The 25,429-nt window shown below is 44.9% G+C and carries 21 protein-coding genes; 7 read left to right on the top strand and 14 right to left on the bottom strand.

Annotated elements, in window-relative coordinates; translation table 11 throughout:
- Positions 1–48 precede the first annotated feature (48 nt).
- Positions 49–2,868: a S8 family peptidase gene (locus CLV59_RS04495; RefSeq protein ID WP_111590793.1), complete on the bottom strand. Its 2,820-nt coding sequence runs from the start codon at positions 2,866–2,868 to the stop codon at positions 49–51.
- 506 nt (positions 2,869–3,374) lie between these two features.
- Between CLV59_RS04495 and CLV59_RS04500 the strand changes: the two genes are divergently transcribed.
- Positions 3,375–4,199, top strand: a complete 825-nt coding sequence (locus CLV59_RS04500; protein WP_211323722.1) for a M57 family metalloprotease — start codon at positions 3,375–3,377, stop codon at positions 4,197–4,199.
- Between the two features lie 188 nt (positions 4,200–4,387).
- The gene (locus tag CLV59_RS04505) at positions 4,388–5,119 is read left to right on the top strand and encodes a dioxygenase family protein (protein WP_111590795.1); all 732 of its coding nucleotides are present in this window, start codon (positions 4,388–4,390) and stop codon (positions 5,117–5,119) included.
- Between the two features lie 9 nt (positions 5,120–5,128).
- Here the strand turns inward: CLV59_RS04505 and CLV59_RS04510 are convergent, their stop codons facing one another.
- Together CLV59_RS04510 and CLV59_RS04515 are read right to left on the bottom strand one after the other, a co-directional pair.
- Positions 5,129–5,821 (bottom strand): LytR/AlgR family response regulator transcription factor, encoded by a 693-nt coding sequence (locus CLV59_RS04510; protein ID WP_170137644.1) that lies wholly within the window; start codon positions 5,819–5,821, stop codon positions 5,129–5,131.
- Entirely contained in the window at positions 5,793–6,890 is a 1,098-nt protein-coding gene (locus CLV59_RS04515; RefSeq protein ID WP_111590797.1) for a sensor histidine kinase, read from the bottom strand. Before CLV59_RS04515 ends, CLV59_RS04510 begins: the two co-directional genes overlap by 29 nt.
- A gap of 131 nt (positions 6,891–7,021) precedes the next feature.
- On the opposite strand from CLV59_RS04515, the gene CLV59_RS04520 reads away from it, so the two are divergent.
- Entirely contained in the window at positions 7,022–9,184 is a 2,163-nt protein-coding gene (locus CLV59_RS04520) for a S46 family peptidase (RefSeq protein ID WP_111590798.1), read from the top strand.
- Positions 9,185–9,277: 93 nt separating this feature from the next.
- Here CLV59_RS04520 and CLV59_RS04525 read toward each other — a convergent pair whose 3' ends face one another.
- On the bottom strand, positions 9,278–10,171 hold the full coding sequence (locus tag CLV59_RS04525; protein ID WP_245950770.1) for a class I SAM-dependent methyltransferase: 894 nt from the start codon (positions 10,169–10,171) through the stop codon (positions 9,278–9,280).
- Between the two features lie 48 nt (positions 10,172–10,219).
- Positions 10,220–11,767 carry an acyl-CoA mutase large subunit family protein gene (locus tag CLV59_RS04530; protein WP_111590800.1) on the bottom strand — a complete coding sequence of 516 codons (1,548 nt, stop codon included), beginning with the start codon at positions 11,765–11,767 and terminating at the stop codon, positions 10,220–10,222.
- Positions 11,768–11,788: 21 nt separating this feature from the next.
- On the opposite strand from CLV59_RS04530, the gene CLV59_RS04535 reads away from it, so the two are divergent.
- Positions 11,789–12,766 (top strand): M23 family metallopeptidase, encoded by a 978-nt coding sequence (locus tag CLV59_RS04535; protein ID WP_111590801.1) that lies wholly within the window; start codon positions 11,789–11,791, stop codon positions 12,764–12,766.
- 28 nt (positions 12,767–12,794) lie between these two features.
- Here CLV59_RS04535 and CLV59_RS04540 read toward each other — a convergent pair whose 3' ends face one another.
- From CLV59_RS04540 to CLV59_RS04555, 4 genes are all read right to left on the bottom strand, one after another.
- Entirely contained in the window at positions 12,795–13,325 is a 531-nt protein-coding gene (locus tag CLV59_RS04540; protein ID WP_111590802.1) for a DUF7935 family protein, read from the bottom strand.
- Between the two features lie 136 nt (positions 13,326–13,461).
- Positions 13,462–14,655: a pyridoxal phosphate-dependent aminotransferase gene (locus CLV59_RS04545; protein WP_111590803.1), complete on the bottom strand. Its 1,194-nt coding sequence runs from the start codon at positions 14,653–14,655 to the stop codon at positions 13,462–13,464.
- 144 nt (positions 14,656–14,799) lie between these two features.
- A complete protein-coding gene (locus CLV59_RS04550; protein WP_111590804.1) occupies positions 14,800–15,513 on the bottom strand; it encodes a DUF4397 domain-containing protein in 714 nt (237 codons plus the stop codon).
- A gap of 52 nt (positions 15,514–15,565) precedes the next feature.
- Positions 15,566–16,759 (bottom strand): serine hydrolase, encoded by a 1,194-nt coding sequence (locus CLV59_RS04555; RefSeq protein ID WP_146616125.1) that lies wholly within the window; start codon positions 16,757–16,759, stop codon positions 15,566–15,568.
- 217 nt (positions 16,760–16,976) lie between these two features.
- On the opposite strand from CLV59_RS04555, the gene secDF reads away from it, so the two are divergent.
- Positions 16,977–20,141 carry a protein translocase subunit SecDF gene (gene secDF, locus CLV59_RS04560; RefSeq protein WP_111590806.1) on the top strand — a complete coding sequence of 1,055 codons (3,165 nt, stop codon included), beginning with the start codon at positions 16,977–16,979 and terminating at the stop codon, positions 20,139–20,141.
- Positions 20,142–20,309: 168 nt separating this feature from the next.
- Here secDF and CLV59_RS04565 read toward each other — a convergent pair whose 3' ends face one another.
- From CLV59_RS04565 to nusB, 5 genes are all read right to left on the bottom strand, one after another.
- Positions 20,310–20,609 (bottom strand): HesB/IscA family protein, encoded by a 300-nt coding sequence (locus CLV59_RS04565; protein WP_111590807.1) that lies wholly within the window; start codon positions 20,607–20,609, stop codon positions 20,310–20,312.
- A gap of 49 nt (positions 20,610–20,658) precedes the next feature.
- Positions 20,659–21,258, bottom strand: a complete 600-nt coding sequence (coaE, locus tag CLV59_RS04570) for a dephospho-CoA kinase (protein ID WP_111590808.1) — start codon at positions 21,256–21,258, stop codon at positions 20,659–20,661.
- 91 nt (positions 21,259–21,349) lie between these two features.
- Positions 21,350–21,694, bottom strand: coding sequence for a preprotein translocase subunit YajC (gene yajC, locus CLV59_RS04575; protein ID WP_317048642.1), 345 nt, complete (start codon positions 21,692–21,694; stop codon positions 21,350–21,352).
- A 27-nt stretch (positions 21,695–21,721) separates the two neighbouring features.
- Positions 21,722–22,159, bottom strand: a complete 438-nt coding sequence (locus CLV59_RS04580) for a DUF1573 domain-containing protein (protein ID WP_111590809.1) — start codon at positions 22,157–22,159, stop codon at positions 21,722–21,724.
- A 35-nt stretch (positions 22,160–22,194) separates the two neighbouring features.
- Positions 22,195–23,091, bottom strand: coding sequence for a transcription antitermination factor NusB (nusB, locus tag CLV59_RS04585; protein WP_245950772.1), 897 nt, complete (start codon positions 23,089–23,091; stop codon positions 22,195–22,197).
- A gap of 294 nt (positions 23,092–23,385) precedes the next feature.
- Here nusB and CLV59_RS04590 point away from each other — a divergent pair, with 294 nt between their 5' ends.
- Positions 23,386–23,667, top strand: coding sequence for a co-chaperone GroES (locus tag CLV59_RS04590; protein ID WP_111590811.1), 282 nt, complete (start codon positions 23,386–23,388; stop codon positions 23,665–23,667).
- Between the two features lie 62 nt (positions 23,668–23,729).
- Positions 23,730–25,364, top strand: a complete 1,635-nt coding sequence (gene groL, locus CLV59_RS04595) for a chaperonin GroEL (RefSeq protein WP_111590812.1) — start codon at positions 23,730–23,732, stop codon at positions 25,362–25,364.
- Positions 25,365–25,429 lie beyond the last annotated feature (65 nt).

A 25,429-nucleotide genomic window follows, 5' to 3' on the forward strand; every position in this document is an offset into this window, starting at 1 on the left:
AAAGCCCTCGCATCTGCGAGGGCTTTTCTATTTCAAGAAGATATTATCTTACTGTTTCACAAACTTCCGCGAAAATATCCTGCTGCCATTATAGTATATCACACAGGTATACGTCCCCGCCGGCAACTCCGCCACACTAATGCCTTCCAAAGTATTCGTGATGGTAGCCCTGATTCTCACTCTTCCGCTCATATCGGTGATAACTACCTGTCTTGCTCTTACCTGCGGATCCATAATACCCAAGGTACTGACAACAGGGTTGGGGAATAACAGAATATTCCCGGATATATTCAACTGCACCATAGATACGTCAGAATAAATAATACGACCATCTGTCGTGGTCAGCTTCACCCGGTAATACATAATACCTTCCCAGGTTTGCTGATCCGTGTAATAATATAGCAGCCCGCCATTGGTAGGAATCGTTTGCAGCGTTTCCCATGTTTTACCGTTATAACGTTGCCAGGCAATACTTTGCAGTTGATATTCCGTGGCCAGTGAAAGCGTAAGCTGTACGAAATTATCGGAGGTCCTGTCGGCCACCAGGGCACGCACATAACAACTGACCCCCTGTTTCGTAAAATCGAGCGTATAGCCGCGTTGTCCTTCCCATCCGGCTATATGTATCGGACTAACGGCGAAATAGGTGGAATTAAGCCTGGATTTAGCTAATATGATGAATGTATCACGAACCTGCTGATACGGTTGCAAAGCCGTTTTACCCATAGTGTACAGTTGATAAGCTGATGCATTGGTAACCGCACTCCAGGAAAGTAAGACGCTGTCGCTGCAATTAAAGCCCACATTGATATTAATCATGGGGGAAATGCCAAATGCCGGTGAGATAAATGCCGTATCCGGTAGCTGAAATTTCAGCATGGCTTTACTGAAAACGGCAGGTGTGAACCAGGCCAGGTGTTCCGCTGTAACAGGAAGTCCCGAGATAATTGTACTCCAGGTGCGACCACTGTCAAGACTATACGAAACATCTCCATTGCCGGTATAGGTAGTCTCCCAATAGAAATTAACATCCGTATTGGCGGTTAGTAAAGTATTGGTAGTAGGCTGTTGCCATACAAAAGTTTGTTTGGGAACAAATTCATAGGCGATGTACCACGACTGCCTGCCACTTAGTTGTTTGCCTTGTACTGCAATGTGCGCAATGCCTGCGGATGGATTATCAATGGTCACTTGTTCCACATTGTTGAGGGTATCTACGCCGCGTTTGGCGGCAGCAGCAAGGGAATCCGCATTAGGGTAGGGGTTAAGGACCCATGGCAGATAGGTTTGTCCATCCGTGCCAGTCACACGCAGATCGAGGTCGTTGATCAGTGCTTTAGGCGCATTGGCAGCTGCAGCAGGGTCGTTCCAGCAAAGGGTAATTTTTACCAGCTGTGTGTTAGCAGGAATGGTAATATCTGTTGTCGTAGTGTTATTGTTGGTGGCTGCGCCGACGATATATCTTTTATCCTGAAGGGTTTGCAAGGCATGGGCGGCATGCAAACTACCAAAACCGATTTTATAGTCCGGCATTGTTCCGAAAGGGCGCTTGGCACTGTTGAGTAGGATGGCTTTGAGTAAGGCAGAAGGCATCGCACTGAAATGTTGCTGACGCCATGCATCCTGCACCATTGTTACTACGCCGCTTACTGCAGCCGAGGCGCCGGAAGTACCATCTTGTCCGAATGCAGAGATCTCCGGTTTTATACGACCATCATAGGCGGGGCCATGAGAGGCGAGGGAAATGAATCTGCCATCAGCATCTGTACCACCGGTGACAATTACATTTTTTGCTTGTTTGAAATTGCCGGAGAGATTCGCATACACGAGATTCTGATAAGCCCCTGAAGCAGGAGCCTGTGTACCAATATTACCTGCGGAAAACACATGTACAATTGTGTCAGCGGAAGCAATCTGCTGATCATAGGCCACCGCTTCAACGCCGTAATAGTTTTCTATAGCCGTACCGTAGGAGTGGTTCTGAATGGTAATGTTATAATTACGATAGTAGGTGCTGGTATCGGGGAGCAGACTTTTATTAAAATCCGAACTACTAATGCCGGCGGCTGGAGCGGCTCCCAGTCCCAATGCACCTGTATTCCCGGCTCCCGCAATTATAGTAGCCATGGTGCTGGCATGCGAGGTGACGGTATTGGAAGCATCCGGATTGTAAATAATTCTGCCGGCAAGATCAATATCGGTGGTGTCAAAGCGATCTTCCTTAACGGAGACGGCTATACTTTTTCCGTTGAAATCGGGGAAAAGTTGTTGGGCTACATTGATCCTGTTGACGTATGGATTGGCAGTGTTAACAATCATTTCTATTCTTGCTTTCCTGACCTGGTCTGCAAAATGGATTTGTTCCTGACAAATGAATGCGGGCCAGTCGGCCACTGCGAGTTTAACGACCGCCGTGTGATAGTCTTTCCGATAATTGCTAATACGGGCCATGGTCATGGCGGTGAGGGAATCTTTGAAACTAACCTGAACGGCTATACTATCTGTTGCAGGGAGGAGCGTTATACTTGTTACCAGGTTATCGCTGGCCTTCCAGTTGCAATTGGCGATATCGGCATAGACCATATTTTTTTTCAGGTGAGGGTCTGAGGGAACGGCAGATAATATAAAGCAATTGTTACTGAGTACTTTCAGGAGTCCGTACGGAGACAGTTTTAGCACGGGTACGGATTTGTTGAACTTCACGAGGTAAAGGACGCCTGGCAACGGAGCGACTGTGTCGGCAGGGTGTTGGGTACTGTAACGCAATCGCATGCTGTCGGTTCCACCTGCATCCTGGGCAGCGGCCATAATGCGGCAAAGCAACAGGAAAATAAGCAGGGAAGGGAGTTTTGGCAGATAGTTGTTCATGCGGGAAAGTCAAAAAAGCGGTGATTTATTTGGCTTCAAACGTTCTTAAAACTATAGAAATAAAACGTGCTTCCCAATTTTTTTCTGTGAGTTTGTAAAATGTTTTTTTTAAATTCAATGAAAGTTGTAATATTGGTAACATAACTTGTAAATGAAAATCGTCAACAAAATCTGAGCTTGATCGCACAACAATTTAGCGTTAGTTAACTTATAAGAAGAGCAAATCTGAGAACCAGTCGGACTGGTTATTTTAAATCATCACCAATCATTAAGAAAGCTGCCGTTTTTGGATAAAACCGCGTGAGCTGTAGTTTTGCTTAGCACTATTATTGATAAATCTGAGAGCCCGTTATTTGAGCAAACTAGCACTGTAGAGCACTATAGTCCTCACTGTGTATCCTCCATGAATGATAGTTCCATACTGTCGATGTATTGATCTGCCTGTTCTTAAAAAAACAGGAGTCAGGAATAGTTTTTTTTATTCTAAAAACCCAAAATCTGAGTCTATGAAAAAGCAGACACTTAGTGTTCTTTTCTGCCTGATGGCTGTATTTGCCATTGTTTCCTGTAACAAAAATAACAGCACCACTGAATCCAAACCACAGGAAGTTAGTGATGCAACGTTAGCCCAGATCAAAGCCTATGGCTTCTCTACAAGCGATGTACATGCTACTGATGGTGGTGTGATCGTAGAAGGTGACATCTTCCTTTCTCATGATCAACTGTCACAAAAAGTTAGTGGTCCTACCTTACAGGTAGCAAACACTGAACAGTATCGTACTACTAACCTGGTAACTGGTCTGCCTCGTACTATTACTGTACTGGTAACTGGCCTGGGTAGTGCATTTATTGCTGGTACTGATACCGCAATCGCCCGCTACAATGCGCTGGGTCTGCGTATCAAATTCCAACGCATTACCTCTGGTACTCCTACCATTACTATCCAGGGCTTTAACCAAGGTCCTTCCGGTGGTTACATCACTTTAGGTTCTTCTGGTTTCCCAACCAGCGGTGGCGCTCCTTACAACCTGATTCAGATGAACACCAACGCAGCAGCTTATGGTTCTAACCCTAATGTTCTGTATGTAGGTTCTGTTATTCAGCACGAAATCGGTCACTGTATCGGTATGCGTCATACTGACTACATGAACCGTGCTTACAGCTGCGGCGGTACTGCTACCAACGAAGGTAGTGCTGGCGTAGGCGCTATCCAGATCCCTGGTACTCCTAGCGCAGCAGATCCTAACTCCTGGATGCTGGCTTGCTCTAACGGTGGTAACCGCACTTTCAATGCTAATGATATCATTGCACTGAAATATCTGTATAACTAATCGTTTGCAGGGTTAAAAATTATTGGGAGATGCAGCCCAGGTTTCCCCAGACTTATTTTGGGTGTAAATCTGTCGAGCACATTTGGTTGCATCTCCCTATTCACTATCTAACGATACTTCTATACGGTTTATCTAGTTTTTTTCTTTTTGTCTCCATGACAAAGAATCTTTGAATAAAAAGAACACACATGGAACAATCAAGAAAAAAATTCCTGAAAAACCTGGTCATAGGCGCAGCGGCAATACCTACTGTTTTCGGCGCCTGTAAGAAAAATGACAGCGATAAATCCACTTCCGGAGAAACGGGCGCCAACAGCAATAACAGCGCCTGCGCTAATTCTCCACAGGAAACAGATGGACCTTATCCATTATACAGCAGCAGAAATAATTCTATTACACATATGGATATTACGGAAGGTAAAACAGGTATTCCCCTTAATGTGATCATCAATATTCTAAACGTAAACAATAACTGCAAACCCCTGGAAAATGCAAGGGTGGACATCTGGCATTGTGATAAAGATGGTTACTATTCCGGCTATACGAATATTGGATATCTAGGTACGCAGAATAATGAAAACGCTACTTTCTGCAGAGGGATTCAGTCTTCAGATGCCAATGGACAAGTGAAGTTTGCCACCATCTATCCCGGTTGGTATACTGGCAGAATTACGCATATCCATGCACAGGTATACGTCAATAATACACTTAAAGTAACTACACAAATCGCCTTCCCGGACGATATTAATACCATTGTATATAAAACAAATCTCTATGCCGCTCACGGGCAAAATACTTCGGTGGCAAGAAATAGTGCAGATGGCATCTTTGCAGATTCGCTATATGCCGAACTAGCAGAAGTGACAGCCAATACAAATGGAGGGTATGATATGATCCATACCATTCGTATCAGCGCATAGGAAATAACTTCAGGGTTGTTTCCATTCTTTCATAAATTGTATATAACTATCGCCAACAGGTAAGATCATCCCGCAATTCATTTTCACACGGCGGTTACTAATAGATCGTATCTCCCTGACAGCTACAATAAAACTACGATGTATTCTGCTGAATTTATCTGCAGGAAGACAAGTCATCATTTTCTTCATCGTCATTAAGGTCATCACTGGCGGCGCATCATGCAGATGTATGCGCAGATAGTCTTTCAGACTTTCAATATATTTTATCCGATGGGTATTGATTTTTAATACCTGGTAAGACGAGTGTACTACAATGTGATCTGTTTCTTTTTCTGCCGGTTGCTGTTGCATCAGGGAAAAAACTTTTTCCATTGCCCGCTCAAATCGTTCCTGGCTAACAGGCTTCAACAGATAGTCTACCGCATTCAATTCAAATCCCTCGAACGCATACTGCTTGTAAGCGGTGGTAAAGATGATCATGGGGCCTTTGCCAATGGCATGCGCGAGTTCAAGACCGCTGATATCCGGCATGTTAATGTCCAGGAAGATGACATCCGGTTGGGAATGCCGTAACCAATCTGCCGCAGCGATGCCGTCATCAAAGGTTTGGAGTAATTGCATGGCCGGGAACCTCTGGGCATACGTAGTAATAACGTGATGTGCCGGCGGTTCATCATCTATCACTATGTATTTTATCTCCATAAAGTCCTTGTAGTATAAGTGAAACGACAAAATTTCCATTAAGATTTTCAGTACTCAACTGATATCTTTCCGGATACAGATGTTCCAGTCGCTGTTTGGTATTCGCAATACCAATGCCGGTGCGGTTTTCCTGCTGTAATGATCGGAATACGCGATTCGTGCATTGAAAATGTACCTGATCTGCCGCTATGTCCAACTGAATTTGAATCTCTGAAGGATCATGGTTACTCACGCCAAATTTAAAGGCATTCTCCACAAAAGGCAGTAACACCAGCGGTGCAATACACTTCACTCCTGGATCTCCATTGATGGTAAACTGTACTTTAGTTTGTTTGCTCAGTCGTAGCCGCTGGAGATCTATATAGTCCGTCAGACAACCAATCTCGCCCTGCAACAACACATAATTCTTGTTCTCTTCTGTCACATACCGCAACATATTGGAGAGCTTCATGATACTGGGAGCGGCAAATTCGTTGTGGGTAATAGCCAGCGAATATATATTGTTGAGCGTATTAAACAGGAAGTGAGGATTGATCTGCGCTTTCAGAAACGAAAGCTCCGCCTGTGTTTTGCGGGTTTCGGCATATAGCGCACGTTTTTCTGTTTGTCGCCACCGATGCGTCGTTTCAATAGCCACACTCAATGCCACCGTTAAAATAAACAGGAACAAACTGATATAATCCGGATGGAACCGCATGCGGACCTGCCCTGGTGGGAATCCGGGTGGCATAGGACGTCCTCCCGGCGGATGCATGGGCAACGGATGTGGAAACCGCATGAACAAATGATCAAACGGTTGCATCAGGTTGACCATCAATAATAACAGAATGATGGACAGAAAATAAAGCGGATATTGTTTTTTGAAGAATAATTGCGGAAACAGAAAATTGGTATGAAAATAAAAAAGGGCAGAGTAAGTGATCACGAAAACAAAGAATTCCGGAGAAAATAAAATAGCAAGTGCACGATTGCTATCGGTTTGCCCACCGATAAACAGCAGAGGTAAACTAATAAGCAGCAGCCAGCCCGTCAGATGGGCCAGCACAACAGAAGATTTTAACCGAATCATGCACGACAGAAATTTAATACACCTGTGAAATTTGGTTCAAAACGGTCAATATTCTACTATTAACTCTGTAAACAACGGTATTATGTCGATGAATGATGTAAATTGCCAGCTTTATTAAAAGAATATCAGATATGTTGCTAAAATCAGTGAAGTCATGGATGCTGCTGGTACTTGTAGTACTCACGCAGCAGGTTTATGCTACTGAGGGAATGTGGTTACCGCAGCTGCTCTCCAATCTCAATGAAAAAGAGATGAAGGGTATGGGTATGAAAATCAGCGCCTCAGATATTTATAACATCAATAAAGGAAGCCTGAAAGATGCGATTGTCAGCTTTGGCGGTTTCTGTACTGCTGAAGTAATTTCCTCACAAGGATTACTGCTGACCAACCACCACTGCGGTTATGATGCTATCCAGAAGCATTCCTCATTGGAGCATAATTACCTCGACAATGGCTTCTGGGCCAGAACAGCAGCCGAAGAACTGCCGAATCCAGGTCTTACAGCTACTTTCATCGTTCGCATAGACGACATCACCAAAGCTGCTACCCAAAATGTGAAAGCGGGTATGACAGAAAAGGAAAGACAGTCTGTCATCGATAAACAACTGGCTATCATCAAAAAAGAGGTGAAGAAAGAATCCTGGCAGGATGTAATGATTAAGCCTTTCTTTGAAGGCAATAAATATTATCTCTTTGTAACGGAGACGTATAAAGACGTACGTCTGGTAGGTGCGCCTCCTTCTTCCATCGGCAAATTCGGTTCGGATACCGACAACTGGGTTTGGCCGCGTCATACAGGCGATTTCAGCATGTTTCGTATCTATGCCGGCAAGGATGGTAAACCAGCCCCTTATTCCCAGGATAATGTGCCTTTAAAGCCTAAATACTTCCTCCCTATTTCCATGAAAGGAGTGAAAAAGGATGATTTCACTATGGTAATGGGCTTCCCTGGCCGTACCACGGAATATCTGCCTTCAGAAGCAGTAAAACAAACGGTGGAAGTACTGGACTTCTCCAAAGTGGAAATGCGCGACGCTGCCCTGAAAATCTGGGATGGCTACATGCGTAAAAATGAGCAGATCAAAATTCAATATGCTGCGAAATATGCTTCTACTGCCAACGCATGGAAGAAATGGCAGGGAGAGATGCTGGGTGTGAAGAAGACAGACGGTATCGCGAAGAAACAGCGCTATGAAGCTAATTATAATCAGTTGCTGAATGCAAATCCTGCGCTGAAACAGCAGTATGCAGGCGTACTGGATACCTTGAATGAATTGTATATCAAGATCAATCCATATGCTCAGGCAAGAGATTATTACAATGAACTGGTGAAGAATACCGAAATCCTGACAGCAGTGGATAAACTGATTGCACTGGCAGATGATGCGGAAAGCCAGGGCGCCGGCCAGTACAACACGCTGCGCGATAAATTCATGGAATCCATGAAGGCCTTCTACCAGAACTATAATGCAGGTGTTGATAAAGATGTGTTTATCAGTCTGATGGATATCTACGCAGCGAAAGTACCAGCGAATTTCCGCAGTGCGCGTTTCAATAGTAGCTGGGCGAGCTTTACCGACAGCCGCAAATTGGCGGATCAGGTATATGCGACGTCTAACCTGACTTCATATGATAAACTGGCTGCCGTTATGCAACAGCCGCAGCAAGCAGCGTTGGCCACATTGGCCAAAGATCCTGCTGTGCAGCTGGCCATTGTACTGCGCGAAGGTTTCCGTGAAAAAGTAGCGCCTACCTTAAATGCGCTGCAACTGGATATCAATAACCGTCAACGTACCTATATGCAGGCGCAAATGGATGTATTTGCCGGTAAGAAGAATTTCTATCCGGATGCCAACAGTACCCTGCGTGTAACCTACGGTAAAGTAGATGGTTACAGTCCTGCCGATGGCGTTCAGTATGATTATTACACCTGGCTGGATGGCGTAATGGAAAAATATATTCCTGGAGATTATGAGTTCGATGTACCTGCGAAGTTGATAGAACTTTATAAGAATAAAGACTATGGCAAGTATGGCGTGAATGGTAAAATGCCGGTATGTTTTATCGCGTCTAACCATACTACCGGCGGTAACTCTGGTAGTCCTGCACTGAATGCCAATGGTCAGCTGATTGGTCTGAACTTCGACCGTACCTGGGAAGGCACCATGTCTGATATCAATTATGATCCGTCTATCTGTCGGAATATCATGGTGGATATCCGTTATGTACTGTTTATCGTAGATAAATTTGCCGGCTGCAAACGCTTGGTAGATGAGATGAAATTGGTAAACTAAGTGAACAGCTCCGCTGTAAAAACGAAGCGCAACACATTTGTGCTGCGCTTCGGAATAAAAAAATTTAGCCAGCTCTATTCGAGCTGGCTTTTATTATGCGTTGACTTTACATTCATATACAATAGAACTACATCTGTCTACTTCTTTGAGTCCTCTTCTGTAAGAGCGTAAGCCCTGGAAGAAACCGGCCAGCAGCCTGCTTTTCCCCGTTTTATATTTTTCGCTCAACAAGCTTACATAGAAGCCATCAAACACCATCGGATGTTTTTTAACCACCTGGATGTTATGTTGTGCCAGCAAGGACTCCATAGAGGCGGGAGAGAAGTGGTATAAGTGACGCGGCACATCGTATGCGGCCCAGCATTCCTTATAATAGCCCGCGTCCAGGGAAGTATAGTTCGGTACGGCAATAATGATAGCGCCGCCTGGTTTTACCAGTTTACGGAGCTGTTCAAGATATGGGTGGAGGTCATGTACGTGTTCCAGTACATGCCACATGGTGATGGCATCAAATTCTGCTGCTGGAAGAGAGAAGAGCTGATCGATGGGACGGGCTTCAATGCCATATAATTGTTTGGCATTTTCTCTGGCAGTATCATCAGGTTCCAGGCCCGTTACCGCCCAACCATTTGTTTGCATATAATGGAGGAAGGCGCCAGTTCCGCTTCCGATGTCCAGCAGTTTACCCTGTTTCAGACCGGTAGCGGATCTTACCCAATTCTGTTTGGAACGCAGCGTGATTTTTCTTACGCTGTGATACAGGCGGTTGATCAGACCTTCCCGGGTTTCTGTGTGAGAAATGTATTCCTGTGATTGATAGTATTTGCCAATGCTGGCGCTATCCGGTACATTTTGAGTAAACCTTCCGGAACAGCCTCCGCAATGCCAGATACCGAAATTTTCTTTAGATACAGTGTAGTCTTTTGCAGTAAGCACTTCATGAATCTGTGAGGAACCACAAAGCGGACAAGTATTACGGTAAATCAAAGTAATGCAGTTATTTTTTTGGCAAGTTAATATTAAAATATTTTATCCTTAATGGTATTCTCCCCATTCTGCGCGTAATGCATCGGCAATTTCGCCTAGCGTAGCCAGATGTTCCACCGCTTCCACCACTAATGGCATCAGGTTTTCATCTGTATGGGCGGCTGCGCGGATGCGTGTCAGTAAAGCGTTTACGGCTTCATTATTACGGCGGGAACGCAGGTCCTGGAGGCGCTCAGATTGCACCTTCCGGATACTGTCGTCTACGCGGAATACTTCCGGAGGGGTATCGTCTGTAGTCGTAAATTTATTCACGCCTACTATTATTTTTTCATTGTTCTCGATATCTTTTTGATACTTGTAAGCGCTCTTCGCAATTTCATCCTGTACAAATCCTTGTTCAATAGCGCTGACAGCGCCGCCCATGGCATCGATTTTATGAATCAGTTCCCAGGCTTTGCTTTCTACTTCGTTGGTCAGCTCTTCTACATAGAAGGAGCCTGCCAGCGGATCAACCGTATCGGCAATACCACTTTCAAAACCCACGATCTGTTGTGTACGAAGGGCTATACGTGCCGCATCTTCTGTAGGAAGCGACAAGGCTTCATCAAAACCGTTGGTATGGAGTGATTGTGTACCGCCCATAGTGGCAGCCAGCGTTTGAATGGCCACCCTGACAATATTGTTCAGCGGTTGTTGTGCGGTGAGGGTACTGCCTCCGGTTTGTGTATGGAAACGCAGCATCTGTGCCTTCGGATCGGTGGCGCCGAGTTCTTTGGTGATCTGTGCCCACATACGTCTGGCAGCGCGGAATTTGGCTACTTCTTCAAACAAATGATTATGCGCATTGAAGAAGAACGACAATCGTTTGGCAAATACGTTAATGTTCAGCCCTTTTTCAAGCGCCGCTTTCAGATAGGCCTTCCCGTTAGAAAGGGTGAAAGCCAGCTCCTGTACAGCGTTAGCGCCGGCTTCACGAATATGATATCCGGAGATAGAAATGGTATTCCACTTGGGCACTTCCCGGCTACAGTAATCAAAGATATCCGTGATAATACGCATAGAAGGCTTGGGTGGGTAGATGAAAGTCCCTCTGGCAGCATATTCCTTCAGAATATCGTTTTGGATTGTTCCTGAAATTTGTTTCAGGTCAGCTCCCTGCTTTTTCGCAAGTGCAATATAGAGTGCCAGCAGGATAAAGCCTGTGGCGTTGATGGTCATAGAGGTGGATATTTTTTCCAGTTCAATTCCTTTGAACAGTATCTCCATATCCTCCAGCGAATCGATGGCTACTCCTACTTTTCCCACTTCCCCTTCGGACATGGCATGATCTGAGTCATACCCAATCTGTGTAGGAAGATCAAAGGCCACACTGAGTCCCATTACCCCCTGGCTCAGTAAGTAATGATACCTGGCGTTCGACGCTTCTGCTGTACTGAAACCTGCATACTGGCGCATGGTCCAAAGCTTGTCGCGGTACATGGTAGCGTGGATACCTCTGGTAAACGGGAATTCTCCCGGCTGTTCGTGCATTGGCACTTCTTTGGTGTACACCGGTGCAATAGAGATGCCTGAATCGGTCTGAATATTTTTTTCCATCTTAACTATAGTATCATTGCAATGTTACATAATTATTACGGTACTTCGTGGCTGGGAAAAATATTGATATTTGCAGATAAGTTAACTTCGTCTATGATTATCTACGCCTTACTGGGGTTGACCTTAATACTGGCTTTTGTGAGTCTGCGCCTGATCTGGAAGGCGGGAAGCCGTTCCCTGAGGGTATCTTATAGTTACCTGCTGACAGGCATTTCCCTCGCTTCATTTATTTATCTCTACGGCACCTGGGTTTATCTGAGCATCTATGCAGATGATGTGTTTGGCATACTGGCGTTGCTATTATTGCTTACCGGATTTTTCAGGAAGAAGCAAAACGCTGCAGGCCCGTCTTCCTGGCGTTTCCGCGCGAACCTCTTACTAGCTATGCTACTGACAGGCCTCTCTGTACTTTACTTTACAGGTACTACTGGCAGTAGTAAAGTGGTGAACCTTTCCTTTCCATTTAAAAAAGGAAATTACTTCGTTTTACAAGGAGGAAAAGGATTGCCTACCAATGTATTTCACTTTAGCTTGCGGGGAGCGGTATATGCCATGGATATCGTAAAGCTTAATCATTTTGGCGGTAGGGCAGACAAGGTGTTTTCCAAACGGCTGTCCGACTATGAAATCTTCGGAGATACGCTGTATGCGCCCTGCAACGGACGCGTAGTCAGAGCCTATAGTAACAACCCGGATAATATACCTCCTAACATGAAAAGAGGCCCTAAGAATACCAACCAGGTTTTACTGGAAACGGATAGCACTTATATTTTCATGGGACATTTACGCATGAACAGCGTTTTGGTAAAGGACGGTGAAGAAGTGGTGGTGGGTCAGCCACTGGCCTGTATAGGAAATTCAGGATTCAGTACAGAACCCCATTTGCATATACAGGTGCATCGCCGGCAGGAGGGGATTCCCTGGTACCTGGGACAGCCTTTGTACATTCATTTCAACGGAAAAGGCTACCTGTTGAATGAAGTAATTCATAACAGATAGCCTTTTCAGCTGTGCAGTATGACTGCAGTTATTTCATAATTTTTTTTGCTTCCGCATTGATGATCTCCGCCACCAGCTCAGAAGGAGAGGCGCCTGCTTGCAGAAATACTTCCAGAATATGTTTGTTGAGCTCCAGTGCCTGCGCATCTGGTCCTAACCCTGTAGCCACCTGATTGATGACAGTAATAGTCTGGTCTTTCAAGGTTTTAACGGCATCCCAGGCTTGGTGCGACACGTATATCTGCTGGGTAACATTGTGTTCAAATTCTGCCTTGATATTATGTACCAGCGCTATTTGCATATCAACAGCGCTCATAGCGGGCTGGTAAATACGACCAATGAGGTTCTGTGGAGCAATACGTTCTACGTACAACGCCATTCTTTCATAAGCTTGCAACTGCAGGGGCAGCACGGCGTTACGATCGCCGCTGGTAGAGGCTACCGCTGGTTCCTGCGATGGCTGGTCAGCTTTCTTCTTGAACATATCCTTAAACGTACTGTATACCATCCAGACAGCTCCTACGGCAAGTACGATATACAGTAATTTCTGCGTATCCATTTTCTTGATTCAGGTTTTGAGATACAAATATAGAAAACAATTATATATAACTATGGTCACTAAAAAGGGATTTTTTAATTCCCGCTGTTAAACAGTCCGAAAATTAAAAAATCCCCAGCATATTGGAAAACCTGAATTATTGCAGTTTGCCGAGCCACTCTTTCATGCGTGCTGCCCCTGCCTGGAGTTTGTCCATAGAGGTAGCATAGGAGAGGCGGATGCAGTTTGGCTGTTCGAATGCGCTGCCGGTAACGGTAGACACATGTGCGCGGTGCAGCAGGTACATACACAGATCATCGGCATTTTTGATGGTATCTCCTTCGAAGGATTTGTTGAAGAAGGCACTTACATCCGGGAACATATAGAACGCTCCTTCCGGATCATTTACTTTTAATCCTGGTATTTCTTTCAGCGCTTCGTGGATATACTCCCGACGTTTTTTGAACTCTGCTACCATTTCATAAGCGGAGCTGAGACTGCCGGTGAGGGCGGTGACAGCAGCTTTCTGGGTGATAGAGCAGGTAGCGGAAGTAAACTGGCTCTGGATTTTGTCGCAGGCTTTGGCGATTTCCAGTGGCGCGGCCAGGTAGCCCAGGCGCCAGCCAGTCATAGCAAATCCTTTACTGAGGCCATTGATCACGATAGTCCTGTTTTTCAGGTCTCCAAATTGAGCGATGCTTTCGTGTGCGCCTACATAGTTGATATATTCATATATCTCATCGGAAATGATGAAGACATTAGGATGTTTATCAAATACTTTTGCCAGTGCAGCCAGTTCTTCTTTGGCATATACAGAACCGGTAGGGTTGCAGGGAGACGAGAACATGAACAGCTTGGTCTTTGGCGTAATGGCCGCTTGCAGCTGTGCTGGCGTTATTTTATAATTGTTTTCAATGCTGGTGGGAACGAATACCACTTCGCCCTGGCAGAGTTTTACCTGTTCTGAGTAGGTTACCCAGTAAGGGGTAGGGATGATGACTTCGTCGCCTGGGTTTACCAGTGCCAGTACGGCATTGGCTAAGGCCTGCTTGGCGCCGGTGGTAACCACGATTTGATCCGGCGTGTATTCCAGACCGTTATCACGTTTCAGTTTATGTACGATGGCCGCTCGCAGGTCTGCGATACCGGCAACCGGCGTATAGTGCGTAAATCCTTCGTCGATGGCTTGCTTGGCAGCCTCGCGTATATGTTCGGGCGTATTAAAGTCAGGTTCTCCAATACTCAGGTCCACAATGTCGATTCCCTGGGCTTTCAGCTCACGTCCGAGCTTGGCCATTTTGATTGTCTGAGGCTCTGAAATACGAGAGAGCCTTTCTGCAAGTTGATTCATAAGCTAAATGTAGGATTGACCGGAGCAAACCTACAGAAAAAAAAGAAAAATTTCCCGGAAAGATCTGGAAAGGTGCCGTATAAACGCAGAATGGACCGGATGTCCGGTCCATTCTGCGTTTGCTGGTAGCAATATTTTCAGGGCTTAGTAAGCCGCATAAATAACGTTGGTGCTAGGTTTATCGTTGCCAGTGCTGGTAGCGTTGCCTGTCAGGTAGCCAGTGTACACTGCGCCAGTCTGCATGGAACCTACAGAGATGGAATTGTTGGTAGCCACTACTTCATCCGTACCTGCTTTCTTAACAGTGATGGTAGTTGCATTTACCAGGTTGGTAATCAGTTGCAGACTAGGATCAAAGCTGTTGCCTACATAGCTTACATTGGACGCAACTTTAACGCTACCCAGGAACACATCCACAGGGCCTGCATTTTCTGACATATTGTAAAAACGGAAATTCACTGCGCTGGCGCTGTAGTTAGACAGATCCGTGCTTACAATAGCGGATTTTATTGGATTGGAACCATAGATAAATAAAGAATAGTAGCGCAGGCTATCCAACTGAGCGCCAACCTGTGTCAGTACTGAATCTGTAGTACCGTTCGTGATTTTATAGGTGTATTGACCGCCATAGTTGCCGATAGGGGCATTGATAATACCAGTGAGTGCGGTTTTGTTCTTTTTGGTTCCATTTTCATACAGATTGATGGAACTTGGATAAGTGGATACATTCGCTAACAGCATCCAAAAAGTAGGTCGTTGATTGGAAACGTCTACATTGTTCTTCAGACAGGAAGTCATTCCCAGGGTGGTGGCTATCAGCATAACGATAGCCCCGATACGCATTTTCTTAGTTAGCATCTGCTCTCAGTTTTTATTTTGTATGAAATTTAGCTTTTTCAATTTTCTTGACTTAGACCTTTGGTTGAAAGCGACTTAGGTCAGGTGTAACTTTTCTTGGCCTTTCCAGCTCCATCTTGTAAATCATTTCTCCCAGTGCCTGCAGGAACGGTTTTCCAATGGTTTCAAACGCCAGCTGGTCATCTCCCAGGATGCCATCTTTGTTGACATAGACAGTGGCTGACAAAAGAAATTCAATATTATTTCCAAAGTCGACAATATAAGCAGTGTCTGTCAAAAATCCATATGCCCATCCCGGTTTATTGAATATTCGTATATCTGCTGGGATGTTCGCCAGCTTGTTGCCACCGTACAGCAGGAACTTAACATAAGCCTGGTGATATTGACGCGGGTCATATACAGGATCAATTGATTCCCCGGGATATTGCGACATACAACGATACAAAAAATCGTAATCGCTTTCCGTTAAACGGTAACGCTGCTGATTTGTTACAGCCTCTGGAAAAAAAATACTTCGCATTATATCATGAAGGGATGCCAGCGGCAGCCGATTGCGAATGGAGAAGTCCATCGGACCTTGCTGCAACACGCCTCTGTGATCATACCAGGCTTTCCCGATCCGGTCTTCCCGGGGAGAAAAAACTATGCGACTGTAAGCAGGCGGTTGTTCATAAATGTTTTGCCCCTGATACAGGAATTGCATGGCATTGGTTTGCCGATTGGCTTCTTCATGAAGGGGAAGACCCACCCGATGTCTGATCTGAACGTCTTTATAACCGTTTTCCCATAATCGCCGGTTAAATGCCTCCTGACCAATAAACTCATACAAACGGTTATAGGCGTCATTGTCGCTGATTAGGAATATTTTTTTGATATAGTGTGCAATGGATGCGTGCCCTGATGCCGCGGAACGGTCTTGTATTACTCCCGGATTGACTTCGTGGATAGGATTAATATATAGTGGGGTATGAATATTTAAATTTTCAATATTTAAATCCCGAAATTTTTCCATGGCCAGTATGGCGGCTGGTAGTTTGACAGTAGATGCTGGGTAAAAGTAGCTGCCAGTGCGGAAATGGTAGTCCTGGAACAGTGGTTCCTGCTGTTCATTCCGGTCGATCCGGGTGTATATGACTTGTAGCCGATAATCTTCCGCCTGGCTGAAAATAGCCTCCAGTATGCCTTTTTTGTGCCTCCACCAGGATTCCCGGAAATTATCTGTTGGTCGATAATGAAGGGTTTGCATATATTTGTCGGTATTAACGCGCTGTAAAGCAATGGAAATATATTGAAATCCAGCCGAAACCAGAATCGCAGATTTGTAATTTTTTTGTGCCAACTTACCCGTAAACACAAGCCGGTAGCTGATTTGCGCCTATTTTCGAAAGGGCTTTAATATATCAATTTAAATTCTATCTTTGCAACTCTTAAAAATTTTTTATTATAAACCCGAAACAAACAATATGCAACTTAAAGGACTGGTAAGATTTTTTGCCATCGCACTGATCCTTATCTCTTTGTACCAATTGTCCTTCACGTTTTTGGTGCGGAACTATGAGAAGAAGATAGAGCAGCAGGCCGAAACTGATGTGGCCAAAGAATATCCCTCCGCCGACAAGAAATATCCTGACAACAAAGAACTGCAGGGTTTCTATTCTGATACGCTGAAGGGATTTGTAAAACAAAGAAGACAAGAGATCGTGGATAGCACCAGCAATAAAGAGATTGCAGGGTTTCCATGGAACGTTACCTACAACAAAGCGAAAGAAAAAGAACTGAACCTCGGTCTGGACCTCGTGGGTGGTATGAACGTAGTACTGGAAGTAAGCGTTGAAGACGTTATCCGCGCTTTATCCGGTCAATCCAAAGACCCAGCTTTCAACAAAGCTCTGGACCTGGCTAAAGAGAAAAGAAAAACCAGCCAAACAGACTTTGTTACTTTGTTCGGGCAAACTTATGCGGAGGTTGCTCCAGAGGGCAAACTGGCGAACATCTTCGCAAACGCATATCAGAAAGATATCAATTTCAACTCTTCCAACCAGCAGGTACTGGACATGATTCGTAAAGAATCACGCGCTGCCATCAAAAATACCTATATCGTACTGCAAAAACGTATTGATAAATTCGGTGTGGCACAACCAAATATCAGCCTGGATGAAAATAAAGGTCTCATCTCTGTGGAACTGGCCGGTGTAGACAACGCAGAACGCGTTCGTAAATACCTGCAGGCTACCGCTAATCTGGAATTCAGAGAAGTTTACAAAAACAGCCCTGAAACTTTCCAGACTATCCTGACACCAATGAACGAGGCGGTTAAAAACGCGCTGGGCAATGCTCCTGAAAAAGTAGACACTGCTAAAGCTGCTGTTGCCGCTGCCAATACTGCCGCTAATCCTGCCGATACTTCCAAAGACGGTAGCCTGAGCGATTACCTGGCTAAAAAAGATACCGGTAAAGGTGCTAAAGCTGATACTGGCCTCGCTTCCAACGAAGCAAAACTGAAAGCTGCACAAAAAGAAAATCCGCTGTTCACCATCCTGTTCCCTCGCCTGGATCAGAACAATAACATTGTTCCTTCTCCTAGCGTTGGTTACATGCTGCCAAAAGATACAGCTACTTTCCGTCGCTACCTGCAAATGCCTGCAGTACAAGCGGCTCTCCCTAAAGATGCCGTTTTCGCTTTCGGTCCTGAAAACAAAACTGATAAACACGGCCCACTGGAAGTTTACATCCTTAGAGTAAACCCAGCAAACCCTGCTCCACGCGTTGGTGGCGAAAGAGTAATCGAAGCTCACCAGGACGTTGACCAGAACAACCAGCCTGAAATCAGCATGACCATGGACGGTCAAGGCGCGCATGAGTGGAGAAAACTCACCGCTGAACTGGCTCCGGCTGATCGTAACAATCCTGCTACCTTCAACTACGTTGCGGTAGTACTCGATAACATCGTTTATTCTGCTCCTTCTATCCAGAATGAAATCGCTGGCGGTCGTTCTTCGATCTCCGGTAGCTTCACTCCAGAAGAAGCTGGTGACCTGGCGAATATCCTGAAATCAGGTAAAATGCCAGCTCCTGCTAAAATCGTTCAGGAACAAATCGTAGGACCTACCCTGGGTGCTGAATCCATCGCGGCTGGTGCTAAATCATTCCTGATCTCCTTTGTAATCATCTTCGTACTGATGCTGGTTTACTATAACAGCGCTGGTTGGGTAGCGAACATCGCACTGATCCTGAACCTCCTGTTTACCTTCGGTATCCTCTCCTCGCTGGGCGCTACGCTCACCATGGCAGGTATCGCCGGTCTGGTACTCACCATCGGTATGGCTGTGGATACGAACGTAATCATCTTCGAAAGAATCAAGGACGAACTCACACACGGTGAATCTTATCAGTCCGCTATCGAAAAAGGTTACAAAAGATCACTGGCGCCTGTACTGGATGGTCACGTGACTTCCTTACTGACTGCATTCATCTTGTTCTACTTCGGTCTCGGTCCTGTACTGGGCTTCGCTACCACTCAGATCATCGGTCTCTTACTGTCCCTGTTCTGCGGTATCCTGGTTTCCCGTATGGTTACTGACTGGTGGACTAACAAGAAAAGACACTTCGAATACTTCACTCCAATTTCCCGTAAAGTATTCAAACACGCTGCTTTCGATTTCGTTGGTAAACGTAAAATTGCTTACGTGATCTCCGCTATCGTAATGGTTGCTGGTATCTCTTCCTTCTTCCATGGTTTCGATCACGGTATCGATTTCTCTGGTGGTCGTAGCTTCACCGTTCGCTTCGAACACCCAATGAACTCTGACCATGTTAGAGAAGCGCTGAAACAAGAATTCGGTTCCGAGCCTTATGTGAAAACAATTGGTAACACCAACCAGCTGAACATCACTACTGCTTACAAAATCGAAGAACAAAGCCTGGAAGTAGATAAAGAAGTAACTGATAAACTGTACCATGGCCTGAAACAATACTACAACGCCAGCGTAACACCAGAAGTATTCGCTTCCCGTTACATCGTTGGTTCTCAGACCGTGTCTCCAACTATCTCCGATGACCTGCGCGCAGGTGCGGTGAAAGCGACAGTACTGTCTATCGTAGTAATCTTCCTGTACATCCTGCTGCGTTTCAGCAAATGGCAATATTCTATCGGTACCATCTTCTCCCTGCTGCACGACGTACTCGTTACCCTGGCAGTATTCTCCTGGTGCAGAAGCTTCGTTCCGTTCACACTGGAAATTGACCAGCACTTCATCGCGGCGATCCTGACCGTTATCGGTTTCTCCATGAACGATACCGTTATCGTGTTCGACCGTATCCGTGAATACTTCCGTACCGGCGTACACGGCAGAGACCGCGACACCGTTATCAATAAAGCGATCAACGATACCCTCAGCCGTACAGTGATGACATCTCTGACTGTATTCCTGACCATCCTGATCCTGTTCATCTTCGGTGGCGAAGTAACTCGCGGTTTTGCATTCGCAATGCTGATCGGTGTTGTTACCGGTACTTACTCCTCTATCTTCGTAGCGGCTCCAGTACTGGTAGACTTCGATAAAAAGAACGAACTGGCTAACGAAAGCGAAGTACTGTCTGCCAAGAAAGATCTGGCTAGCACCAAATAATAAGCTTTCTGTAAGAAAAAATGTTTGATAAATATAAGGCTGTCTCTACTCGGTAGAGACAGCCTTTTTGTTTGGAGGAGTTTTCATTTTATTCCATTGCCTGCAGGGCATAAAAAAATCGACATCATAGATGCCGATTTAAATCATATCTGATAACTGCGATAGTGCTTATTGTGGCGTAATAAATACAAAACCGCTTCCCTGTTCATTTTGCTGGTAATCTACCTGCATACCTGCCAGGTACATACTATGCGCTTTCTTAATAATAACCGGAATCCCATCTACATCCAGTAACTGGTCATCTTCCGCTTTTTCATCAAATCCAATCATATAGCCCATGCCAGAACATCCGCCACCTTTTACGCCTATACGCAGATAGGGAAAAGATGCGGTTGTAGCCAACAGCTGCTTCACCACAGATTGTGCGGCGGGAGTCAGCGTAATGAGCGCCGTCATTCCTGCTTCCATTTTTCAAAGTTTAGAAGTCAAAGGTAGGAAATGGTGCGCTGAAAAAAGGTTATTGCTTTTCCTTTGCGAGTGCCAGTAGCTGTTCGTGAAGAGCGAGTACCTGCGGAATGACCATATGTTGTTCATCATTATAAACCACATAATCGCACAACCGCATTTTAATGACTTCGTCTATCTGTTTATAGACGCGTGCCAGGACATCATTACGGGAGACATTATCCCGCTTCATCACCCGGTGTACCCGAAGAGGGAGAGGGGCGCTGACGCCAATGATTTTATCCAGGTAGTGGAAAGATTCAGATTCAAATAAAAGGGCGGCCTCCTTTAATACATAGGGAGTATTTTGTTCGGATGCCCATTTGTCGGAATCACGGATAGTGGCAGGGTGCACAAGTGAATTCAACAAGTCCAGCTGCTTTTTATCGTTGAAAACGATATTAGCGAGGTATTTCCGGTTCAGAGAGCCATCTTCGCCATATACGTCAGCTCCGAAATGCTGAATAACCTGGTTTGCCAGGTCTTTATCCCTGATAAGAATATCTTTAGCCCTTTCATCGGCATAGTATACTGGTACGCCCAGTAATTCAAAAATTTTGCTGACGGTGCTTTTGCCCGAGCCGATGCCTCCTGTAATTCCAACCTTTAACATAGCATGTCCAATTTAATGAAAAATGCCTAAAAACAAAGCCGGTGCAGGGAATAAATTCGCTGCACCGGCTGAAATATGTAAGCGTGGCTAATTAAGCCTTAACGCCTGAAGTTCTTTGTTGTAACTGTGTGGTATACTCCATGCTGATGGTAGAACGTTCAATAGTCAGGTAAGTACCTGCAGCTACTTCCAGTACCATAGTACCATCGTCATTGAATTTTTTCACTTTACCGTGAATACCGGCAATGGTAACAATTTTATCACCCTCTTTCAGGTTTTCGATAAACAGTTTCTGCTGTTTAGCTTTTTTGGTCTGAGGACGGATCATGAAAAAGTACATTACTACGAACATACCACCAAAGATCAGGAGGGATGGTAAAGAGCTACCACCGCCGCCTTGTGCAGGAGCTGCTAATAAAACATTCAGCATATTCATCTATAATTGATTTTAATAGTTCAATAATTATTTACGGATAATATTACAGCGAATAACAGGTCCTACCTGAAAGCCTCTGCCATCGTTCAGGCGCAGAGATACTTCCTTCTGCGTATATCCTTCTTTACCAGCGCTGTCAAAAATTACTTTGATGTAACCGGATTGTCCTGGTTTCAGTGGATCTTTAGGCCATTCTGGTACAGTACAACCACAGCTGGAGATGGCATCTTCAATGATTACATCCGCTTTACCTGTATTGGTATACTTAAAGGAGTATTCCACTTTCTCACCTTGGGTAATTTCACCAAAATCATGGGTGGGCTCTTCAAATGTGATCGCTACGTCCTTCCCGTTAACAGTTTTTGCCTTAATGGTATCTATTGCAGCTGCATTATGACCCACATTGCCATTACAGGCAGCCAGGATGAAACAACCACAGGTAAGGAGATAGAACAGTGTTTTCATTGTTGATGCTATTTAAGTAAAAATAGTTTCTACGCTTATTTTTTAGGACGATCCTGCTTTTTTACCAGCTGTTCTTTTTCAAGATCTTTCAGGATATTATCCAGGATACCATTGATAAACTGACCACTCTGCGGTGTGCTGTAAGCCTTTGCCAGGTCAATGTATTCATTAATGGTTACTTTAGTTGGAATAGTAGGGAAGTAAAGGAATTCGCATACGCCCATTTCCATCAGTAACATATCCACGGCAGCAATACGTTCCGGGTCCCAGTTCTGCAGCTTAGGTTTGATGAGCTCCAGGCAGTATTCTTTTTTGTCGATTACTGTCAGCAGCAGTTCCTTGGCATAATCCAGCTTTTCTTTGCTGATCAGCTGCATGAAATTGAACAGATGCGGTTTGTTGAAATAATTACTGAGCAGGATACTCATCATTTCTTCATCATCGCCCCAGTGGAGGAAACAATCTTCCATGTGCTGGATGAAGAGCTCGTTTTTAGCCAGTACCTCTTTATAGATGAACTCCAGTATCTCTTTTTCTCCACCTTTTGTACGCTGGTCGTCCGCAATATATGCTTTATAGGCATCAGTGGCAGTGAGCAGGTTGTACATTTTGCGAATTAACTCCTCATCCACCAGGCGTTTCATTTTCCATTGTTCCAGATTCACCTGGAAACCACGGTCATTGATAATCTGGTAAATGAATTCATTGCCTGCAATTTTAGTGTTTACCTGCAGGTCCTCAGCGGAGGGTAAATGTTTGGAAGCACGGGCTTGCGCATCTGTCTCTGCATATTGCGCCACCTGCACTACGGAATAAAGTAAATAAGTAAAGATCTGGCAGGTCTGATCCAGCTTTTCATTCAAAAGTCTGGTAGCCGTACCCGGCTTAATACTGCTTTGCTCCATCGTTTCCAGGGCGTAAAGTGTTTGCATTACTTTTACCCGGATATTTCTTCTACTGATCATCGTATAAAAAAGAACTGGTATAAGGGCGCAAAACTAGAGAAAAAAATCGATATTTACGGATTCAGGACCATTTCAGATACTTAAATTCATGGATTCCACGATGGCCCTGTCATTTTTTCCTGGTCTCAAAGCTGATTTGTCAGTGTGAATGGCATAGTCCGACAGTTCGATCTGAAAATTTGACCCAAACATGCCCTTGGCATAATTCTCGCGGGCGATCTGAACATAATTTGAAATACAATTCTTTAAATAAAAACTACTATGGCTAAAAAATTAAGTATTAAACCTTTAGCTGACAGGGTAATCGTGAAACCTGCAGCAGCAGAAGAAAAGACCGCTGGTGGTATCATTATCCCGGATACTGCAAAAGAAAAGCCGCAGAAAGGCACTGTTGTAGCAGCTGGTCCTGGCAAGAAAGATGAGCCTGTAACTGTTAAGGTGGGTGATACTGTACTGTACGGTAAATATTCCGGTACTGAAATCAGCATCGAAGGTGACGACTACTTAATCATGCGTGAATCTGACATCCTGGCTGTAGTTTAATTACTAACAGGAATATTCCCCGGTTAATTGTTTTAATCTCTAAATTTTTACTCTAAAGAATTATGGCAAAACAAATATTCTTCGATATAGAAGCCCGCAACAAAATGAAAAAGGGCGTTGACGTCCTGGCTGACGCTGTGAAAGTTACCCTCGGTCCTAAAGGCCGTAACGTGGTAATCGAGAAAAAATTCGGCGCTCCTGCTATTACCAAAGATGGTGTTTCCGTTGCTAAAGAAATTGAACTGGAAGACCCAATCGAAAACATGGGCGCTCAAATGGTGAAAGAAGTAGCTTCCAAAACCGCTGATCTGGCAGGTGATGGTACTACCACCGCTACCGTTCTCGCTCAATCCATCATCGGCGAAGGTCTGAAGAACGTAGCTGCAGGCGCTAACCCAATGGACCTGAAACGCGGTATCGACAAAGCTGTTAAAGGCATCGTTGAAAACCTGAGAAAACAATCTGAAAAAGTTGGTAACGACAACAAAAAAATCGAACAGGTTGCTACTATCTCCGCTAACAACGATAGCGAAATCGGTAAACTGATTGCTGAAGCAATGAAAAAAGTTACCAAAGATGGCGTTATCACTGTAGAAGAAGCAAAAGGTACCGATACTACCGTTGAAGTAGTAGAAGGTATGCAGTTCGATCGCGGTTACCTCTCTCCATATTTCATTACCAACAGCGAAAAAATGCAGGCTGAACTGCAGAATCCTTACATCCTGATCTACGACAAAAAGATCAGCACCATGAAGGATATCCTGCACATCCTGGAAAAAGTAGCTCAGCAAGGCGCTCCTCTGGTAATCATCTCCGAAGATCTGGAAGGTGAAGCACTGGCTACCCTGGTAGTAAACAAACTGCGCGGTACCCTGAAAGTTGCTGCTGTTAAAGCTCCAGGCTTTGGCGACAGAAGAAAAGATATGCTGCAGGACATCGCTGTTCTGACCGGCGGTATCACCATCTCTGAAGAACAAGGTTACAAACTGGAAAACGCTGACCTGACTTACCTCGGTCGCGCTGAATCAGTTACCATCGATAAAGACAACACTACTATCGTAGGTGGCAGAGGCCAGAAAAAAGATATCCAGGCTCGTATCGGCCAGATTAAAGCACAAATCGAAGTAACTACTTCCGATTACGATCGCGAGAAATTACAAGAACGCCTGGCTAAACTGTCCGGTGGTGTTGCTGTTCTCTACGTAGGTGCTGCTACCGAAGTAGAAATGAAAGAGAAAAAAGATCGCGTTGACGATGCTTTACACGCTACCCGCGCTGCCGTTGAAGAAGGTATCGTTCCTGGTGGTGGTGTGGCTTACATCCGCGCTATCGAAAGCATCGAAAAACTGAAAGGCGAAAACGAAGACGAACAAACTGGTATCGCTATCGTTAAACGCGCAGTAGAAGAACCTCTCCGTCAGATCACTGCTAACGCTGGTATCGAAGGCTCTATCGTAGTACAGAAAGTAAAAGAAGGTAAAGCGGACTTCGGTTTCAACGCTCGTACCGAAACTTACGAAAAAATGCTGTCTGCGGGTGTTATCGACCCAACTAAAGTGAGCCGCATCGCTCTGGAAAACGCTGCATCCATCGCTGGTATGCTGCTGACCACTGAATGCGTTATCGCTGACAAACCAGAACCTAAATCCGCAGCTCCTGCAATGCCAGGTGGTCACGGTATGGGTATGGACTACTAATCAGTATTCTCCTTATAAAAAAAACTCTTCCAACCCTGGAAGAGTTTTTTTTATGCGCTAATCTT

This window comes from Chitinophaga dinghuensis (assembly GCF_003259435.1).
In the GTDB taxonomy this organism is placed as follows: domain Bacteria; phylum Bacteroidota; class Bacteroidia; order Chitinophagales; family Chitinophagaceae; genus Chitinophaga; species Chitinophaga dinghuensis.

Excerpts from the sequence above, each read along its gene's own strand:
- CLV59_RS04520 (WP_111590798.1), top strand. The coding sequence starts at position 7,022 with ATGTTGCTAAAATCAGTGAAGTCATGGATGCTGCTGGTACTTGTAGTA.
- secDF (WP_111590806.1), top strand. The coding sequence starts at position 16,977 with ATGCAACTTAAAGGACTGGTAAGATTTTTTGCCATCGCACTGATCCTT.
- CLV59_RS04500 (WP_211323722.1), top strand. The coding sequence starts at position 3,375 with ATGAAAAAGCAGACACTTAGTGTTCTTTTCTGCCTGATGGCTGTATTT.
- CLV59_RS04515 (WP_111590797.1), bottom strand. The coding sequence starts at position 6,890 with ATGATTCGGTTAAAATCTTCTGTTGTGCTGGCCCATCTGACGGGCTGG.
- CLV59_RS04530 (WP_111590800.1), bottom strand. The coding sequence starts at position 11,767 with ATGGAAAAAAATATTCAGACCGATTCAGGCATCTCTATTGCACCGGTG.
- yajC (WP_317048642.1), bottom strand. The coding sequence starts at position 21,694 with ATGAATATGCTGAATGTTTTATTAGCAGCTCCTGCACAAGGCGGCGGT.
- CLV59_RS04555 (WP_146616125.1), bottom strand. The coding sequence starts at position 16,759 with ATGCAAACCCTTCATTATCGACCAACAGATAATTTCCGGGAATCCTGG.
- CLV59_RS04510 (WP_170137644.1), bottom strand. The coding sequence starts at position 5,821 with ATGGAGATAAAATACATAGTGATAGATGATGAACCGCCGGCACATCAC.
- coaE (WP_111590808.1), bottom strand. The coding sequence starts at position 21,258 with ATGTTAAAGGTTGGAATTACAGGAGGCATCGGCTCGGGCAAAAGCACC.
- CLV59_RS04540 (WP_111590802.1), bottom strand. The coding sequence starts at position 13,325 with ATGGATACGCAGAAATTACTGTATATCGTACTTGCCGTAGGAGCTGTC.
- CLV59_RS04505 (WP_111590795.1), top strand. The coding sequence starts at position 4,388 with ATGGAACAATCAAGAAAAAAATTCCTGAAAAACCTGGTCATAGGCGCA.
- groL (WP_111590812.1), top strand. The coding sequence starts at position 23,730 with ATGGCAAAACAAATATTCTTCGATATAGAAGCCCGCAACAAAATGAAA.
- CLV59_RS04545 (WP_111590803.1), bottom strand. The coding sequence starts at position 14,655 with ATGAATCAACTTGCAGAAAGGCTCTCTCGTATTTCAGAGCCTCAGACA.
- CLV59_RS04565 (WP_111590807.1), bottom strand. The coding sequence starts at position 20,609 with ATGGAAGCAGGAATGACGGCGCTCATTACGCTGACTCCCGCCGCACAA.
- CLV59_RS04590 (WP_111590811.1), top strand. The coding sequence starts at position 23,386 with ATGGCTAAAAAATTAAGTATTAAACCTTTAGCTGACAGGGTAATCGTG.
- nusB (WP_245950772.1), bottom strand. The coding sequence starts at position 23,091 with ATGCAAACACTTTACGCCCTGGAAACGATGGAGCAAAGCAGTATTAAG.
- CLV59_RS04495 (WP_111590793.1), bottom strand. The coding sequence starts at position 2,868 with ATGAACAACTATCTGCCAAAACTCCCTTCCCTGCTTATTTTCCTGTTG.
- CLV59_RS04580 (WP_111590809.1), bottom strand. The coding sequence starts at position 22,159 with ATGAAAACACTGTTCTATCTCCTTACCTGTGGTTGTTTCATCCTGGCT.
- CLV59_RS04550 (WP_111590804.1), bottom strand. The coding sequence starts at position 15,513 with ATGCTAACTAAGAAAATGCGTATCGGGGCTATCGTTATGCTGATAGCC.
- CLV59_RS04535 (WP_111590801.1), top strand. The coding sequence starts at position 11,789 with ATGTTACATAATTATTACGGTACTTCGTGGCTGGGAAAAATATTGATA.